General features: G+C 67.4%; 17 protein-coding genes and 3 pseudogenes. 13 read left to right on the top strand and 7 right to left on the bottom strand.

Annotated elements, in window-relative coordinates:
• Positions 1-276 precede the first annotated feature (276 nt).
• The 3 genes and pseudogenes from C1I99_RS33745 to C1I99_RS34500 form a co-directional block, all read left to right on the top strand.
• Positions 277-426, top strand: a pseudogene (locus C1I99_RS33745) (transposase); the annotation flags it as partial.
• Between the two features lie 372 nt (positions 427-798).
• Positions 799-2,631 carry a glycoside hydrolase family 15 protein gene (locus tag C1I99_RS04775; RefSeq protein ID WP_111132910.1) on the top strand — a complete coding sequence of 611 codons (1,833 nt, stop codon included), beginning with the start codon at positions 799-801 and terminating at the stop codon, positions 2,629-2,631.
• Positions 2,632-2,889: 258 nt separating this feature from the next.
• Positions 2,890-3,021, top strand: coding sequence for a hypothetical protein (locus C1I99_RS34500; RefSeq protein ID WP_267897469.1), 132 nt, complete (start codon positions 2,890-2,892; stop codon positions 3,019-3,021).
• Here the strand turns inward: C1I99_RS34500 and C1I99_RS04770 are convergent.
• Positions 3,022-3,210, bottom strand: a pseudogene (locus tag C1I99_RS04770) (IS6 family transposase); the annotation flags it as partial. It abuts the gene before it with no gap.
• Between the two features lie 388 nt (positions 3,211-3,598).
• Here C1I99_RS04770 and C1I99_RS04760 point away from each other — a divergent pair.
• Entirely contained in the window at positions 3,599-3,781 is a 183-nt protein-coding gene (locus C1I99_RS04760) for a hypothetical protein (RefSeq protein ID WP_111132909.1), read from the top strand.
• 16 nt (positions 3,782-3,797) lie between these two features.
• Here C1I99_RS04760 and C1I99_RS04755 read toward each other — a convergent pair whose 3' ends face one another.
• Entirely contained in the window at positions 3,798-4,124 is a 327-nt protein-coding gene (locus tag C1I99_RS04755; protein WP_111132908.1) for a rhodanese-like domain-containing protein, read from the bottom strand.
• Positions 4,125-4,161: 37 nt separating this feature from the next.
• Between C1I99_RS04755 and C1I99_RS04750 the strand changes: the two genes are divergently transcribed.
• Positions 4,162-4,776: a TetR/AcrR family transcriptional regulator gene (locus tag C1I99_RS04750; protein WP_199561948.1), complete on the top strand. Its 615-nt coding sequence runs from the start codon at positions 4,162-4,164 to the stop codon at positions 4,774-4,776.
• A 238-nt stretch (positions 4,777-5,014) separates the two neighbouring features.
• Here the strand turns inward: C1I99_RS04750 and C1I99_RS04745 are convergent, their stop codons facing one another.
• Both C1I99_RS04745 and C1I99_RS04740 read right to left on the bottom strand, forming a co-directional pair.
• Positions 5,015-6,235, bottom strand: a complete 1,221-nt coding sequence (locus C1I99_RS04745) for a sensor histidine kinase (protein WP_111132907.1) — start codon at positions 6,233-6,235, stop codon at positions 5,015-5,017.
• Positions 6,232-6,888 carry a response regulator transcription factor gene (locus C1I99_RS04740; protein ID WP_111132918.1) on the bottom strand — a complete coding sequence of 219 codons (657 nt, stop codon included), beginning with the start codon at positions 6,886-6,888 and terminating at the stop codon, positions 6,232-6,234. Before C1I99_RS04740 ends, C1I99_RS04745 begins: the two co-directional genes overlap by 4 nt.
• A gap of 149 nt (positions 6,889-7,037) precedes the next feature.
• On the opposite strand from C1I99_RS04740, the gene C1I99_RS04735 reads away from it, so the two are divergent.
• From C1I99_RS04735 to C1I99_RS04710, 6 genes are all read left to right on the top strand, one after another.
• Positions 7,038-7,598 (top strand): hypothetical protein, encoded by a 561-nt coding sequence (locus tag C1I99_RS04735; RefSeq protein ID WP_111132906.1) that lies wholly within the window; start codon positions 7,038-7,040, stop codon positions 7,596-7,598.
• Positions 7,595-8,677 (top strand): peptidoglycan-binding protein, encoded by a 1,083-nt coding sequence (locus C1I99_RS04730; protein WP_233512328.1) that lies wholly within the window; start codon positions 7,595-7,597, stop codon positions 8,675-8,677. The genes C1I99_RS04735 and C1I99_RS04730 overlap by 4 nt, the downstream gene beginning before the upstream one ends.
• Positions 8,674-9,339 (top strand): ABC transporter ATP-binding protein, encoded by a 666-nt coding sequence (locus C1I99_RS04725; protein WP_111132905.1) that lies wholly within the window; start codon positions 8,674-8,676, stop codon positions 9,337-9,339. The genes C1I99_RS04730 and C1I99_RS04725 overlap by 4 nt, the downstream gene beginning before the upstream one ends.
• Entirely contained in the window at positions 9,336-10,538 is a 1,203-nt protein-coding gene (locus C1I99_RS04720) for an ABC transporter permease (RefSeq protein WP_111132904.1), read from the top strand. The genes C1I99_RS04725 and C1I99_RS04720 overlap by 4 nt, the downstream gene beginning before the upstream one ends.
• Before the next feature lie 38 nt (positions 10,539-10,576).
• Complete coding sequence (locus C1I99_RS04715) at positions 10,577-11,374, top strand: hypothetical protein (protein ID WP_158553969.1); 798 nt, start codon at positions 10,577-10,579, stop codon at positions 11,372-11,374.
• Positions 11,375-11,460: 86 nt separating this feature from the next.
• On the top strand, positions 11,461-12,348 hold the full coding sequence (locus tag C1I99_RS04710; RefSeq protein ID WP_146603891.1) for a hypothetical protein: 888 nt from the start codon (positions 11,461-11,463) through the stop codon (positions 12,346-12,348).
• Positions 12,349-12,693: 345 nt separating this feature from the next.
• On the opposite strand, the pseudogene C1I99_RS35150 reads toward C1I99_RS04710, so the two are convergent.
• Positions 12,694-12,888: pseudogene (locus C1I99_RS35150) on the bottom strand (transposase); the annotation flags it as partial.
• Between the two features lie 194 nt (positions 12,889-13,082).
• Here C1I99_RS35150 and C1I99_RS04695 point away from each other — a divergent pair.
• Entirely contained in the window at positions 13,083-13,322 is a 240-nt protein-coding gene (locus C1I99_RS04695; protein ID WP_199561947.1) for an integrase core domain-containing protein, read from the top strand.
• A gap of 157 nt (positions 13,323-13,479) precedes the next feature.
• Here C1I99_RS04695 and C1I99_RS33145 read toward each other — a convergent pair whose 3' ends face one another.
• Both C1I99_RS33145 and C1I99_RS04680 read right to left on the bottom strand, forming a co-directional pair.
• A complete protein-coding gene (locus C1I99_RS33145) occupies positions 13,480-14,781 on the bottom strand; it encodes a phosphotransferase (RefSeq protein ID WP_199561946.1) in 1,302 nt (433 codons plus the stop codon).
• Positions 14,782-14,832: 51 nt separating this feature from the next.
• Positions 14,833-15,498 (bottom strand): 2-phosphosulfolactate phosphatase, encoded by a 666-nt coding sequence (locus tag C1I99_RS04680; RefSeq protein WP_111132900.1) that lies wholly within the window; start codon positions 15,496-15,498, stop codon positions 14,833-14,835.
• A 267-nt stretch (positions 15,499-15,765) separates the two neighbouring features.
• On the opposite strand from C1I99_RS04680, the gene C1I99_RS04675 reads away from it, so the two are divergent.
• Entirely contained in the window at positions 15,766-16,203 is a 438-nt protein-coding gene (locus C1I99_RS04675) for a DUF6196 family protein (protein ID WP_111132915.1), read from the top strand.
• Positions 16,204-16,281: the final 78 nt, after the last annotated feature.

Genomic DNA, 16,281 nt, shown 5'->3' with positions numbered 1-16,281 from the left:
CCGCCCCAGCGTCGAGCCCACCCAGGTCCTCACCCGCGGAAACAAGAACGTGCCGGATACCAAGAAGAGGAGGGAGGCGACAAGCGAGCTCACGACACCGACGAGGAAGTTGGTCATATTGGCTCCATTCAGACGGCTCGGCAACCCGTGAATCGCCGCAGAACTGGGTGCCGATGTAGTCTAGCCTTGCCCTCTGCAAGGGCTATCGGTCGCGGCGTCCGGGGAAGTCGAAAATGCCTCCTGATCTGGCACCGCGACGAACGAGGTTTCTGACAGATGGTGATGAAGCACTACCCCGCGCAGTTCAAGGCCGACGCGGTGGCGTTGTATCGGTCGAGGCCGGGGGCGACAATCGCGCAGGTCGCTGACGATCTCGGGGTCAATCGGGAGACGTTGCGCAGCTGGGTCCGCGCTGACGATCAGCGGCGAGACGCCGCGGTTGGGTGGCCGCCCAGTGGATCAGTGGCCCGCTTCGTCCTTTACGGCTACCTGCCGGAGTACGTGCAGATCGAGCCGGGGGTCTGGGCGGTGTGCGTGTTCGCCCCGATCCCGAAGAACGGGTTCGGGCATCTGCATCACTTCCCGCACTACTGGGGCGGGCCGCAGAAGGTGCCGCGCTGGCGAGTCGACCGGCACGGAACCGAAGTGCCCGACGGTACGTTTACCTTCACCAGCCAGCCGAGGCCGAGGAGGTGGTCAGCGAGATGTTCCCCGACACCACTGACATCCGCGCTGAGGTGTACGCGGCCGAACCCGGGGTAGTCGCCGCGGTCGGTGCGACGAGGGTCGGGAGGTCTGGTGGAGACGTACCCCGCCGTGGAGGCCCACGGCCTGATCGGTGACCTGCAGACCGCCGCGCTGATCGCCAAGGACGGGACGTTGGATTGGTTCTGTGCGCCCCGTTTCGACTCGCCGAGCATCTTCGGCGGCCTGCTTGACCGGCGGAAGGGCGGCCACTTCCAGGTCTCGCCGTACGGCATCGACTACCGGAGCACACAGCTCTACCTGCCCGGCACGCCGATCCTGATCACCCGCTTCCTCAGCGCGGACGGCGTGGGCGAGCTGATCGACTTCATGCCGGTCGCCGGGGACCACGCCACCGACCGGCACCGCCTGGTCCGGCTGCTCCGGGTCGTCCGCGGCAGCATGACGTTCCGGCTCGACTGCCGGCCCGGGTTCAACTACGGGCGGGATCCGTACGAGCTGGAGGGTCACGAGGGCGGCGTCATCTTCCGCAGCCGTACGATCTCGCTCACCCTGAACGTGGTCCGCTTCGACGAGCGCCTGCCCGGTGAACGGGATCGCAAGCGCAGCAACACCGAAGGCATCCAAATGATCGGCACGCTCCGCGAGGGTCAGGCCGGGGGCGTGGTCCTGGACACCGGATCGTCGGAACCGCCGCGCGCCTACGCCCCGGAGGAGGCGGCGGAACTGCTCGAGCAGACCAGAGACTTCTGGCGGCGCTGGCTCGCCCGCTCGCAGTACACCGGTCGGTGGCGGGAGATGGTCGAGCGGTCCGCGATGACGCTGAAGCTCATGACGTACGCCCCGACCGGCGCGCTGATCGCCTCGCCCACCGCCGGGCTGCCGGAACAGGTCGGCGGGGAGCGTAACTGGGACTACCGCTACACCTGGGTCCGCGACGCCTCCTTCTCGGTGCACGCGCTGCTCAGCCTGGGCTTCACCGACGAGGCGCGCGGGTACCTGCGCTGGCTCAACGACCGGGTCCGGGAGGCGGAGGACGAGCGGTCCCCGTTGCAGATCATGTACCGCGTCGACGGCTCACCCGACCTCACCGAGGAGGTGCTCGACCACCTGGAGGGCTACCGGGGTTCGGCGCCGGTACGGGTGGGCAACGGCGCCGCCAGCCAACTGCAACTCGACATCTACGGTGAGGTGCTCAACGCGCTGCACCTCGCCGACGCCCGCGGTCTGCACATCTCTCATCAGGCATGGCTGAACACGGTCCGCCTGATGGACTGGCTCTGCGACAACTGGGACCAGCCCGAGGACGGGATCTGGGAGACGCGGGCCGGCCGCCAGGACTTCACCTACGGGCGGCTGATGTCCTGGGTGGCGTTCGACCGGGCGCTGCGCCTCTCGCACCGCCTCGGCCGGCCGGCCGACACCACCCGGTGGACCAACGCGCGCAACGGCGCCTACGAGCAGATCATGTCCCGCGGTTTCCACTCCGGGCGCGGCGCCTTCACCCAGCACTACGCCACGGACATCCTGGACGCGGCGCTGCTCGTCATGCCGTCCGTCGACTTCGTGGCGCCCACCGACCCGATGTGGCAGTCGACCCTGCGGGTCATGGACGCCGAACTCGTCTCCGACAGCCTCGTCTACCGGTACGACCCGGCCGCCTCACCCGACGGTCTCCCCGGCAACGAGGGCACCTTCAGCATGTGCACCTTCTGGTACGTCGAGGCGCTCGCGCGGTCCGGTCGGCTCGACGACGCGCGGCTGACCTTCGAGAAGATGCTCACCTACAGCAGCCAGCTCGGGCTCTACTCGGAGGAGATCGCCCCCGACGGGGAGCAGATCGGCAACTTCCCGCAGGCGTTCAGCCACCTGTCCCTGATCAGCACCGCGGTGCACCTCGACCGGCACCTCGAGGGGAGGGCCTGACCGCTCCCACCCCGAGCCGCCGGTCGCGACACCGCTGTGACCCGCCGTTGCCCGCTGGACCTGCCCGCCGCTGCCCGCTGGACCTGCCCGCCGCCGATCCGCGCCGCGCGGCTCGTCTGGTAGCGCGGGCAATTCGGTGAGGTCGTCGCCGCGCGCCGCGGATGACCGGGCGACGTGGTGGCGCGGACCGGATGGGCCGCCGCCGCAAATCGTCAACCGATGGCTGACGACGCGGCGGCGTCAACTTAGGGTTGACGCATGACCAATCCGATACCCATGAGCAACCCCGTCCGGCTCGACGACCTGATCGAGGCGATCAAGAAGGCCGACGTGCCGCTCGACCCGCAGCAGGGCTTCAGTCGGTTCACCCCCCCGCCCGCAACGTGGTGATCGGGCGGCGTCGGCCAGGAGCGGGGTGAACCGCTGTACCCACCGGTAGACCGTGATGTGATCCACCTCCACCCCGCGTTCGACCAGCAGTTCCTCCACATCCCGGTAGGAGAGGTTGAAGCGCAGGTACCAGCGCACCGCCAAGACGATCACCTCGGACGGGAACCGGCCCGACGAACGCCGACGCAGGCGGAGACCAGGACTGGACACGAGATAGCGACCTCACCCGGCCAAGCAGACCGCACCGGCAAGCTGGAGTCGATCATGCTGCCGCCCAATGCAACAGAGCCGTGAGTTTGCGTGCCGCCTAGTCTGGATCATGGTCTGGCTGGTGGCGGGCCGGCGGGCTCTGTTGCATTGCCGGATCGGTGGACACGCCGAGCCGCGTCAGCGGGCACTGGTCAGATCGCTCGTGCCGGTTCGTGAAGGCGGCGGCCACCCGCAGCGCGGGCGGGACCTCGAGTCCGAGTTCGTAGTGTCCGCGTCGTAGGTCCTGGACGAAGGCGTGGCCGGTGATGTTCAACCAGGCGGTCAGCCTGCCGTTTGCGACCCCGAGGCGCCTCCGGCCTTGCACGCCGTGTTCGACGAACTGCGTCAGGTGGTCCGGCCCATTGGCGCGAGCGACGACGAGAACATGCTCGCGGAGGTGTTGTTGAGCGGTCTGCACGGGCTCGTGGCACTGACGCGCGGCGGGCGGCTTCTCGGCAGCAAGGACTACCAGCGGCGGCTGGCATTGCTGCTCAGCCGCCTCTGGCGGTAAACGGCTCTGGCCGGTCTCAGAGGGATTCGGTGGGCAGGCCGGCGGCCGTCCAGTCCTCGATGCCCTCCCGATACTTGCGGACGTTGGTGTAGCCGAGGGCGGTGAGCCGGTCGGCGACCTGTCCGCTGTTGGGGCAGGCCGGGTTGGAGCAGTACGTGACGATCGCGGCGGCGCGGTCCGGCAGCAGGGCCGGCGCTTGGATGTCCACGTCGGCAGGGGTCAGAGCAAGGGCACCGGGCAGATGCTGCTTGGCGTGGTACTCGCCGCCCAGCGCGTCCACAAGGGTGACGGTCCCGGCGTCGATCGCCGCCTTCAGCTCATCACGGGTGATCAGTGCGGTCATGTCGCTACCTCCAGGGAAATCGGACTATAGTCCGGTTATGCCTGAGGACGATACCGGACCGCAGTCCGGTTCTGCAATGCCCCTGGAACTGCTACGCAACCCGCCGCCCAAGGAGCGCGCCGACGCCGCACGTAACCGGGTCGCCGTGCTCGACGCGGCCGCCCGGCTCTTCGCCGAGCACGGCGTGGCCGCGGTCTCCATGGACCAGATCGCGGCCACTGCCGGGGTAGGCAAGGGCACGTTGTTCCGCCGCTTCGGCGACAAGGCGGGCCTAGCCGTTGCGCTGCTCGACGCGCGCGAACGGGTGCTGCAGGAGGCCATCCTGCATGGACCGCCACCACTCGGCCCCGGGGCGCCCTCGGCCGAACGGCTCACCGCGTTCATCGACGCCTACCTGGACTACCTACTGGAGCACCTGGACCTGGTGCGGATGTCGGAGACCGCTGCACCCGGCGCCCGGTACCGGATCGGGGCCTACCGATTCTGGCACCGGCACGTGGCGATCCTGCTGGACGGCTTACCCGACCCGGATCACGCCGCACACGTTCTACTCGCCACCCTGGCCGCCGAGCACGTGGCCGCGCTGCTACCCGAACTCGGCGAGCCGCGCATCCGGGCCGGGCTACGCCGAATCGCCCGTCAACTGCGGTAAGCGCACCCGTCGTCGTGGCGCCGGACACGATCTCCCCGGTCCCGCGACATGCAGAACCCTGTACCGTGCCAAAACTCACGCGATGACCTCGTCGGCCGCGGCCGTGCCTTCCCGCTCGGCGCGTCCCCGGCGGGTCACCTGGTGCGCTGGCCGCCCCAGCCGGGCAACGGCGACGTCCAGCAGCGCCTGCTCGGCCTCCTGCCCGGCGGCGATGATAGCGGCGGCCGGATCGGCCGGGTTATCCCAGATGGTCCGATGGGCTTGCGCCCACGGAAGCGCTCACCGCGCCGTGATCGCTTGTGGGGGGCGTGGTCGACCAGGCCGGCCTTGGCCGGTGCTGCTCGCGCATCAGCGGGAGGGCGACTGTCACGGTCAGTCCGCCGCCGTCGTGGGGTCGCGCGGTGACGTCTCCGTCGTGGGCGCGGGTGACCGACCGGACGATCGAGAGGCCCAGCCCCGTGCCGCGTCCTGCGGCGACGCGGTCCTGGAGGCGCCGGAATGGCTCGAACAGACCCGGAATCTCGTATGGCGGGACGACTGGTCCATTGTTGCTCACGGTGAGCTCCACAGTCTCGCCGCGAGTCGTTGTCGTGATAGACAACCATCCATCGGTTATATTGTAGTCGATCCCGTTTTGTACGAGGTTCTGGATGACCCGTTCCAAAAGAATCGGATCGCCCCAGGTGGGCGCCGGGTCGAGCGACGTAAGTATTTCTACTCCGCTTTGTCGGTTCTGCTCGGCTACATGTTGGGCGATGTCGGCCAGGTCGACGGAGTTGTGCACGGTGATGCCCTGTTCGGAGCGGGCGAGGGTGAGCAGCCCGTCGATCAGCCGTTCGTGGCGGGCGTTCACCGCCAACAGCGTCTCTGCGAGGTCGCGGACCGGGGGTGGCGCGTCGGGGCGGCGCATCGCGACCTCCAGCAGGGTGCGGTTGATGGCCAGGGGGGTACGCAGTTCGTGTGATGCGTTGGCCACGAAGCGGCGCTGGCTGTCGAAGGACCGGTCGAGTCGTTCGAGCATCGAGTCGAAGGTGTCGGCGAGCTCTTTGACCTCGTCGCGGGGGCCGGTCAGGGCGATACGCTCATGCAGGTTGCTGTCGGCCACCCGGCGTGCGGTCTCGGTGATGCGGTGCAGGGGGCGCAGGACGCGGTCGGCGACCAGCCATCCAAACCCGACCGCCACCACGCCGACCGCGCCGAGCGCGATCCCTCCCTGGGTGAGCAGGGAGTCGAGGGTGTCGTCGCGGAACTGTTCGCCTGACTGCCAGGTCAGGCTCGGGCCGGATGTCGCGTCTTCTGGCCCCTGGACGCCAGCGATGGTCGTGGAGTTGCTGTCCAGCCGGCCGTCGAGGCTGTGCCGCACGAGAACGTAGGTCATGGCGAGCAGGGCGGTACCGGCCAGCAGGACGAGGCTCCCGTAGATCACCGTGAGCCGGATGCGTATTGTCCAGTTCTTCATCGAACGCGGTACCCCACTCCCGCCACCGTTTCCACGAGCTGCGGCTCGCCGAGCTTACGACGTAGCGTCATCACGGTCATCCGGACCACGTTGGTGAACGGATCGATGTGCTCGTCCCAGGCTCGTTCCAGCAGTTGCTCGGCGGACACCACGCCGCCGTCAGCGCGAAGCAGTTCCTCCAGTACCGCGAACTCCTTGCGGGACAGCGCGACGTAACGGCCATCGCGGTGCACCTCGCGCCGGTACGGGTCCAGGCGCAGGCCGCCGCGTTCGAGTACGGGTGGGGCCGGTGGGCGGGAGCGACGCCCGAGCGCCCGTACCCGCGCAACCAACTCGGCGAACGCGAACGGCTTGCCGAGGTAGTCGTCGGCACCTAGCGCGAGGCCCTCGACGCGCCTGCCCACCTCGGTCGCCGCCGTCAGCATCAGGATTCGGGTGTACGCGCCCGAATCCACCAGCGCCCGGCACACCTGGTCGCCGGAGACCACGGGCAGATCACGGTCGAGTACCACGACGTCGTACTCGTTGACGCCTAGCCGCTCGAGCGCGGCCTCGCCGTCGTAGACGACATCCACCGCGAGGGACTCGAGTCGAAGTCCTTCCGCGATCCCATCTGCCAGCAGCCGCTCGTCCTCGACGACCAGAATCCGCACCAGCTCACCCTCCTCGACGCTGCCCATCGTGCCGCACAAGCCTGTCAAGTCGGGATAAGCGTCAACGCTGACGCTGACCTGACGGGGCACGGCCGTTAATAAACGGTCGAGAGCGACTGGAGCGACCGGCCGTGTGAAAGGAGACGTCCATGCGTTTCATGTCAGGGCTTGCGCTCTGCCTGCTATTGACCCTGGTTGCGGCGGGCTGCACTGCCAGCGACGGCGACCAGGGGGTGGCCACCGCGGGCGGAACCGCGAAGCCGACCAGCAGCGCCGCAGGTCAAGACAGCAGCGGTGACGGGGTCCTGAAGTACTCGCAATGCATGCGGCAGAACGGTGTACCGAACTTTCCCGATCCGAACGAGAACGGGGGGCTCGACATTGACCTTGACAAGATCGGGGTGAGCGAGGAAACCGTTGATGCGGCGGCGCAGAAGTGCAAGGAGTACGCCCCGGGCGGTGGCGCGCCACAGAAGCTTGATCCGCAGAAGTTGGAACAAACGCGGCAGTACTCGAGGTGCATGCGCGACAACGGCGTGCCCAACTTCCCGGATCCGGATGAGAACGGCGGCATCTCACTGGACCCCGACAGACTCGGCATGGACCCGACCGGTCCCACGATGAAGGCGGCCGAGAACGCGTGCGAGAAATTCCTCGGCGGCGGTAACGGCGAACGCAGCAACAACACCGCGAACGGGAGTAACGGGTGACCGGGATCGGTCGACGACGACGCTGGATCGGTCGGGTAGCGCTCGCGGCGGCCGTGGCCGTGACCGCCGGTGCCGCCGCCGTGGTTGGATTTGGGGGGCGGCTACGGGGCAGCGACGACCAAGCCGATGCCGGCGGTGCTCTTCCCCCGCAGACCGCGCGGGTAACCCGGCAGACCTTGGTGGACACCCAGACCAGAAGCAGTGAGCTGGGCTACGGCGACACGACGACGTTCGCTTCTCGACTGACCGGAACGGTCACCTCGTTGCCCGACATCGGCTCCACCCGCAAGCGCGGGCAGGCGATCTACCGCATTGACAACACTCCGGTCGTGCTGCTGTACGGCTCGCTGCCGGCGTACCGGGCGCTGTCAGTGGGGACGGAGGGCGACGACGTCAAGCAGTTCGAGCAGAACCTGCAAGAGCTGGGCTTTTCAGGGTTCACCGTTGACAGCGAGTACACCGCCAGCACCGCCAAGGCGGTGCAGCGGTGGCAGAAGGATCTTAACCTGCTGCAGACGGGGACAGTGGAACTTGGCCGCGTCAGCTACGCGGCGGGACCGGTGCGGGTCGACACGCTGAAGGCGGCCGTGGGAGAAATGACTCAGCCCGGAACGGCCTTGCTGGCGTGCACTGGTACGTCGCGCGTCATCACGGTCGAGCTTGACGTCGACGACCAGCGGCTCGCGAGCAATGGGGCTGCCGTGACGGTGACGATGCCAGACGGCAAGACGGCGCCCGCGAAGATCACCAAGGCGGTGACCGTGGTCAAGCCGGCCGAAGGGAGCAACCCGGCGGCGACGAAGATCGAAGTCACGATCACAGTGGACGACGAAAAGGCGCTCGATAGTCTTGCCCAGGAGGCCCTGGACGTCACCTTCACCGCCACCGAGCGCAAGGACGTGTTGACGGTGCCAGTGGCCGCGCTGCTCGCCCTCGCCGAGGGCGGGTACGGGGTGCAGGTCGTCGAGGGCGCGGCGACCCGGATCGTGGCAGTGCAGACCGGCCTGTTCGCCGGGGGTCGCGTGGAGGTGTCCGGCGACGCGCTCACCGAGGGCATGACGGTGGGGATGCCGGCATGAGCGACGGTGTGATCGAGCTGGACCACGTGACCAAGACGTACCCCGGTGGGGTCGCGGCCCTGCGCGGCGCGACGTTGTCGGTCCGGTACGGCGAGTTGGTGGCGATTGTCGGCCCGTCCGGCTCGGGTAAGTCCACCATGCTGCACCTGATCGGAACCCTCGACCGCCCGTCGACCGGGGTGGTCCGCATCGACGGGCACGACGTGGCGGCGCTGTCGGATCGGCAACTGTCGGCGCTGCGGGCGCGGCGGATCGGTTTCGTGTTCCAACAGTTCCATCTCGCACCAGGACAGTCCGCTATCGAGAACGTCGCGGACGGGTTGCTCTACGCAGGCGTACCGATGAGGGAGCGCCGCCGACGAGCCGAAGCCGCACTGGTGCGCGTCGGTCTCGGTGACCGGCTCGATCACCGGCCACACGAACTGTCCGGGGGCCAACGGCAGCGGGTGGCCATCGCCCGCGCCGTCGTCGGCGAACCGGCGCTGCTGCTCGCCGACGAGCCCACGGGCAACCTCGACTCCGCCTCGGGGGCCGGGGTGATGGACCTGTTACGGAAACTGCACGCCGCCGGTACCACCGTCGTGATCATCACCCACGATCGAGAGATCGCCGACAGCCTGCCCTGGCAGGTCGCCATGCGCGACGGGCAGGTTGTTCCATGAGTATGCTGCTATCTCCCGCTCGGCTGGGCCCGCGCGACGTCGTACGGGTCGGCAGCGCCGGGCTGCGCACCAGGCCGCTGCGGGCGTTCCTATCCGCGCTCGGCATCGCGATCGGCATCGCCGCGATGACCGCGGTGGTGGGTATCTCCTCGTCCAGCCGCGCCGAACTCGACCGCCAACTCGCCGCGCTCGGCACCAACCTGCTCACCGTCGCGCCCGGCAACACCCTGTCCGGCGAGAACGCCGTCCTACCCACCGAAGCCGTCGCGATGATTTCGCGAATCGAACCGGTGACCCAGGTCGCCGCCACCGGCAAGCTGTCCAATATCCACGTCTACCGATCCGACCGGATTCCCGCCGCGCAGACTGGCAGCATGTCGGTCCAGGCGGCTCACCTCGATCTGCCAGCAACGGTCGGCGCTACCCTGGCCGACGGTGCCTGGCTCAACGCGGCCACCGCCGGATACCCGACCGTGGTGCTCGGCTCGGCGGCATCCCACCGCCTGGGTATCTCCGTGGCCGCTCCAGATGTCCAAGTCCACCTCGGCGGCCGATGGTTCACCGTGATCGGCATCCTCGACCCGGTGTTACTCGCCCCAGAACTGGACTCCGCCGCACTGATCGGCTGGCCCGCAGCAAAGTCCTACCTGGACTTCGACGGGCACCCGACTGCCATCTACACCCGCGCGAGGGACGCCGCCGTCGACGCTGTTCGCGCGGTCCTCGCGGCGACCGCCAACCCGCAGGCACCTAACGAGGTCAACGTGTCCCGCCCCTCCGATGTCCTGGCCGCACGCGACGCCGCCAACCAGGCGTTCACCAACCTGCTACTCGGCCTCGGCGCCGTGGCCCTACTCGTCGGCGGGGTCGGCGTGGCCAACACCATGGTCATCTCCGTCCTCGAACGCCGCCCCGAAATCGGGCTGCGGCGCTCCCTCGGCGCCACTCGGGGCCAGATCCGCCTGCAGTTCCTCGCCGAATCTCTCCTGCTGTCCGCGCTCGGCGGCATCGGCGGGGTAACCCTGGGCATAACCGTTACGGCCCTGTACGCCACCACCCAGTCCTGGCCCGCCATCGTCCCTCCCTGGGCCACGGCTGGCGGCATCACCGCCACGCTGCTCATCGGCGCCATGGCCGGTCTCTACCCTGCCATCCGCGCCTCTCACCTCGCACCCGCCGAGGCACTCGCCATGACGTAAACCGTCACCAGCGCACGTCTTCCTGACCGTCACCACGATTGCGAGACAATTCCATGCGCCCAACCGCCGCCACAAAGCAAACCGGCAAGATCGCACCGACCCACCTCGTCCTCAACTATCACCCGAGCCAGCCGCACGGCTGGCCCGCGACCGGAGCGGCACAGGGGGTCGGTGCCACCGTCGGTCAACATGTCCGATCGCGGAAGTTCACCCACAATGGACGGCGCTACCACATTGGCCTGCTTTCGTACGGCCAACCAGGCGGATCTGCCGACCCGCTCTACGCGGACGTCCCGGCAGATCCGACGATCAATTTCAGGCAGAGCCTCAAGGACTCCTTCGGCACCGACTACGCGTTCCGCTACGCCGGCGGATTCCTCGGCCGCAACGAGTTCAATGTCCAGTCGTACAGCGTGTTCGCCGCCGGGCAGACGGAGTCTTCGCCCCTGCTCTACGGGGCCGATCTGTACGTCGTTTACCACCCGGACCTGCGTCGCGGTGACCCCGAAATCAATCCGCGCCTTCGATGGATCCAGGTTGCCACCTCGTTCACGGCTGGCGGATCACCGGAAGTCTTCGTCGACAACGGCCAGCGCGCGAACCCATTCTTCCTTTCTGGAGGACTCACCTCGATATACGGCAAGCAGGTCTTCAATTTCTACTACGGCGTAGCCCGGTCACCGCTCCCGGGCGATGAAACCGTCCTGTCGGATCGGTTCATTGCGGAGATCTTCCTCGTGCGAGACACCGGGAGCAAGGACGCGGCCGGGAAGGATGTCATCGCCGTCTTCGGCGGGATCCGATATGGCTGGCAGGTGCGCGAAGTCCAGCGGTGACTCGGCGCGAATGACCAGGACAAGCGCCAAACAACAACGACAGCCGAATTCTTTACGACCGTCATGATCTTCGTCATCAAGCACGAATGCGAGGCAATTCCATGCGCCCCGTCCCCAACCCCGACGCGACGGAACGGATCCACCTGCCGATATCGCGAAGGGCACTGTTACGTGGCGGCGCCGCCCTCGGCGTAACCACACTGACCTCAGTCGGGCTCGGATCCGCCACAGCCGCCGCCGCGCCAAGCGCCCTACCCGCGACCACCCACCTCGTCAAGAACTACCAGCCGAGCCAACCCACTGGTTGGCCTGCGACACCGGGGCAGACGTTCAGTACGACGATCGGTGGGCATACCTCAGCCAGAAAGTTCACCTTCAATGGCAAGCCTTACCGAATCAGCCTGCTGTCGTTCGATCAGGCCGGCAATGACCCTGACCCAATCTACGAGGACGTCCCGACCGATCCGGACCTGGCATTCAAGCAGACCCTTGCCGACGCGTTCGGTGCCCACTACTCATTCCACTACGTCGGCGGCTTCCCGGGTCGGAACGAGTTCAACGTTCAGTCGTACAGCGTGTTCGTCAGAGAGCCGACGGAAACCGACCCGACCACGGGTTTCGGGGGCGGACTGTACGTCGCCTACGATCCAGACCTTCGCCGGGGCGACCCCGGCATCCACGAAACCCTACAGTGGATCCAGGTCGTCAGACGATTTGGCGCCACTCATGTCGACAACATCTGGCGCGCCAATCCCTGGTACCTGTACGGAGGACTGGTCTCGGTCCACGGTACGGAGCTCTTCAACTTCCACGACGTACCGCAGGCGGCAGCTCTCGGCGACGTACCTCTGGATGATCAGTTCCTGGCGGAGACCTTCCTGGCGCAGGACACCGGCATCATAGACGCGGCCGGTAAAGGCGTCGTCAAGATTTTCGGCGGGTTCAAGTGGGGCTGGCAGGTGCACGGGGTCTAGCCTCGATCATTCGCGCGTTTGGCACGTCCAGCTCGCCCACTTGTCCGCATCGCTGTCAGTCAATGGTTTTGGATGGTGGGTAGGTCGGTTGACCGGCTGTCGCGCCGACTGGGCGTGGTCTCCTATGGTCCTTCGGGTCGGTGGGATAGCGACTGAGCCAGGTCAGTCGGGGGAGGGAATCGCCGCGATCCGGTTGAACGCGGTGGTGAGCTGGCCGGCCCAGGGCCAGCTTGATGGGATGCGTAGCCAGCGGCGGCGTTGACCGCGGGCGAGTCGGGTGGTGGTGTGCAGGATCCGGTAGCGAAGTCGTTTCGGCTCGGCCCGGGCGAGGTCGCCGTCGAGGGCGTGTACGGCGGGTATCTGCGTGATCGCCTCTTCGAGTACGTCGAGGTGATCGGTGGTGGTGTTCGCCCCGGTGTTACCTGGCCGCAGCTTCATGGCGAGGAGCTCACCGGTGTTGTCGCAGGTCACCAGGATTGGATGGAACCCATACGTGTGTTTGTAGGTGGGCGCGTCGCCTTCCTTGTCGCTGTGCGCGACCTCGGCGAGGTCGAGCAGCGCGGCGGTGTCGTGCCTGCTGGCGATCGACTTCTTTCACATCGACACGATCGCCCTGCGGTGGGTGTACGTGCTGGTCCTGATGGAGATCACGACCCGGCGGGTGCACCTGCGCCAGCCAGTTCCGGTTCCTGATCCGCGATCGGGACACCAAGTACGCTGCCGAGTTTGACGCGATGTTCACCGCGGAGGGCATCCGGCTGGTCAAGATTCCTCCGCGTACGCCGCGGGCGAACGCGTTGATCGAGCGCTGGGGCCGCAGCCTGCGCCAGGAGTGCACCGACCACGTCCTGGTCTACAACGAACGGCACGCTGTGACGGTGGTCAACGAGTACGTGCAGCACTTCAACGACCACCGCCCGCATCAGGGCCTGCAACAGTTGCCGCCCAACCAGACCCGACTGTCGTCATCTTGATGGATGCCCCCGTAAGCGCCGACGACGCCTCGGCGGCGTGGTCAACGAGTACCGCCGGGCAGCCTGACCAGAGCTTTAAAGCCAGGTCACAGGCATGAACGGGATTTTGAAACGGTACAGGCAGAACGGCACTCGTGGCGGTCGGGCTCGTGCGGCCTTACACCCGGGATCTCAGCACGTCGAACTCGCAGCCTGGCGAGGACGGGTCGAAGCCGTGCTCGACCAGCCAGCGGATCGCCAGCAGGCTTCGCAATGACCACCACGCGCGGATCACGTCGAGGTCGACGTCGGTGCCGTAGCCGGCGACGACGTCGCCAAGGTGCTCCTCGTGTCCGAGCGTCAAGATGGCGAGGTCGTACAGGGCATCGCCCTGGCACGCCTCGGACCAGTCGATCACGCCGGTGATCTCGTCGCCGTGGACGAATACGTGGGTGATCTGCAGGTCGCCGTGCGTGAACACCGGTGTCCACGGCCGGAGCGCAGCCTCGGCAACCCGGCGGTTGCGCGTGACCACGTCGGTCGGAAGGACACCGTTCGTAACGAGCCACTCGCATTCGCCGTCGAGGTCCGATGCGATCTCGTCGAGGCGGCGACCGGGCCATGGCGGCAGCGGCGCGTCGTGCAGCATCCGTGCGGCGGCACCCGCCGCGGCCCACGCCGAGGACGACGCGGTCGACGGCTCGCCGAGGCGGCCGAGTGCCGTCCCTGGGAGGGCGGCGAGCGCGAGCACGGGCGGCTTGCGCCACAGGACCTCCGGAGTCGGGATCGGCGCCATAGCCATCGCCTCGACCTCGACGTCGGTGCGCGTCTGATCAGCGTCGATTTTCAGGAACACGTCGCCGACGCGCAGGGTCGCGCGCTCGTGATGGGCGACGACGACCTTGACCTCCTCCACGTCGGCCAGTATCGCGAGATGATCACCGACGTCGCCACGGGTTAATCTCGTGCGACTGCGCGGCTGACCGCGTCCCGCTGGCCGGCGGCCTCGTGCACGACACCGCTGCTTGAGTCGGCGGGTGGCGGCGTGCCGGTCCATCCGGGCGCCGGTGGTGTTGCGCAGGATCGGCCCGAGCCAGGCCACCTCTCGGGGATCCGGATCGACAGGGCCGGTGATGACGGCCTCGTGGATCCCGAGCCAGTACGAGCCGCGTTCGCCGTGGCAGAGGAACTTGAGCACGAAGCGGACCGGGACGTGGACGCCGAGCTCTTCTGCGAGTTCGCGTGCAGCCGCCGCTTGGTAAGACTCGCCGACGTTGACCGCTCCACCGAAGGTCACTTCATAATAGCCGGGAAATCTGGGCAGCCGTTCGGCGCGCCGGTACACGAGGAACCGACCATCCTCGTCCCGCCAGATGCTGGTCGAGATGCGATGCAACCATCCGTGGTGCACAGCAGCCCCACGGCCGACGACGCCGAGCACGCGGTCTTGGTCGTCCACATGCTTCACAAGTTCAGTCACAGCGCACACGATCGCAGGACCTTCGCCGAGGGTTGGCGAGGATGCCGCCTGTCAGCACGGCACCCTTGCGAGCGCAACGTGACCTTGGCGGATTTCGCCGACCATGGCGAATTCGGACCGGTCGACATCGCAGCAGAAGTGAAGATCCCTGGATAGATCAACCCGTTCGGGCGCGGGTTGTCGTGCATACGCACGGGCATGCTCCGCCGCGCCGTCCATGATGCCCGCGACCAGGTCCACCCGCCTCGGCTCCGATCCGTGGAGAAGGTCGCTCAGGTACCTCGCGCAGGCCCAGTCCTCAGCGGTCTGCCCGGTGCAGACAAGAGTGCACGGGGTCCCGGCGTGGTTCCTGCTGATCCATCGAGCGGTGGCACCGACATTCAGTGCTGACACCGCGAGCAGCGCCGCCGGGTCCGGATACCGGACGAGCCCGCGCGTGCCGTTCGATGTCGCCTGAATCAAACGTCGGCCCTCAAGCTGCGCCGCCGACATCTCGAACGGCGAGTTCCCGAAGTCGAAATCCGCTGGCTTGAGCCCGCTGGTCTCGCCGACCAGAAGGCGATCCGGGTGCAGCCGCCGGAGCTCTCGGCCGACCTCGACCGATGGCGCGCAGACTATTTCCGTCGCGCCACGATCAAACGCGACCGCGGCCGTCGTGAAGGCACGAATGACATCGATGACGATAACGACAGTGCCAGCCGGGACCTTGGCATCCATACCTACGATCGACACGGCACGCGATTCTTCACCGTAGAACGTCCGACCTGCAAGGACGTTTTCGAGACGCGGCCCGCCGCACTGTCATCGGCAGGACCGGACGTGCCCAGATCTCGACCGTACGGAACAACGGCTTACAGGGAGTGACACGGCGGGCCCCGTCAGCGCGCCGTCGGCGGCATGTGCGTGTGGTCTGGCTATCAGCAAAGATCACCGCCGGGTTGCGTATCGCGGACGTGCCATGTGACCTTGATCTACAGTGGGTGCGTGGTTGACGTTAGCCGGGAAACTGAAGACCAAACCGATCAACGACTGCGCCAGGTGATCGCGGCGGCGGAGCTGGTCGTCCACGACGGGATCTGGTACTTCGAGGAGTCGCCGGCGTCAAGCCCACCGCCGCTGTCGGCACAGACGCTCGCGGTCGTGCGGGATCAGGACTCGTGGAGCGCGCTGATCCCGATGACTCACGAGCCGACCGAGCCGGTCGAGCGCTTCGGAGTGTTCTCGTTCCACTTTCCGCCCGGCGTCGACAACAGCGGCTTCGTCGGATGGCTCGCCACCCACCTCAAACGCCGCCTCGGCACGGGTGTGTTCGTCGTGTGCGGCAGCAACCGCGCCCGCGGCGGCATCTACGACTACTGGGGCTGCCCCCACAACCTCCTACCCGAGGCCGTCGCAGTGGTCAAGGAGTTGTCCACACAGTAGAGCCGCGCACGTCGGCATGTGCGGACGCTTGGGGGACCGCCATGGTCAGAATCACCCCCACCATGCGCTCACCGCTCG

The sequence above is a fragment of the Micromonospora deserti genome, from assembly GCF_003236335.1.
Classification (GTDB): domain Bacteria; phylum Actinomycetota; class Actinomycetes; order Mycobacteriales; family Micromonosporaceae; genus Micromonospora; species Micromonospora deserti.
The sequence above is the reverse complement of the archived record's forward strand: the minus strand, read 5'-3'. Positions and strand labels throughout refer to the sequence as shown.

What these genes read in the sequence shown, in the direction of transcription:
- C1I99_RS34500 (WP_267897469.1), top strand. Translation starts at nt 2,890, where the DNA reads ATGACCAATCCGATACCCATGAGCAACCCCGTCCGGCTCGACGACCTG.
- C1I99_RS04755 (WP_111132908.1), bottom strand. Translation starts at nt 4,124, where the DNA reads ATGACCGCACTGATCACCCGTGATGAGCTGAAGGCGGCGATCGACGCC.
- C1I99_RS04750 (WP_199561948.1), top strand. Translation starts at nt 4,162, where the DNA reads ATGCCTGAGGACGATACCGGACCGCAGTCCGGTTCTGCAATGCCCCTG.
- C1I99_RS04745 (WP_111132907.1), bottom strand. Translation starts at nt 6,235, where the DNA reads ATGAAGAACTGGACAATACGCATCCGGCTCACGGTGATCTACGGGAGC.
- C1I99_RS04735 (WP_111132906.1), top strand. Translation starts at nt 7,038, where the DNA reads ATGCGTTTCATGTCAGGGCTTGCGCTCTGCCTGCTATTGACCCTGGTT.
- C1I99_RS04725 (WP_111132905.1), top strand. Translation starts at nt 8,674, where the DNA reads ATGAGCGACGGTGTGATCGAGCTGGACCACGTGACCAAGACGTACCCC.
- C1I99_RS04720 (WP_111132904.1), top strand. Translation starts at nt 9,336, where the DNA reads ATGAGTATGCTGCTATCTCCCGCTCGGCTGGGCCCGCGCGACGTCGTA.
- C1I99_RS04710 (WP_146603891.1), top strand. Translation starts at nt 11,461, where the DNA reads ATGCGAGGCAATTCCATGCGCCCCGTCCCCAACCCCGACGCGACGGAA.
- C1I99_RS04695 (WP_199561947.1), top strand. Translation starts at nt 13,083, where the DNA reads ATGTTCACCGCGGAGGGCATCCGGCTGGTCAAGATTCCTCCGCGTACG.
- C1I99_RS04680 (WP_111132900.1), bottom strand. Translation starts at nt 15,498, where the DNA reads ATGGATGCCAAGGTCCCGGCTGGCACTGTCGTTATCGTCATCGATGTC.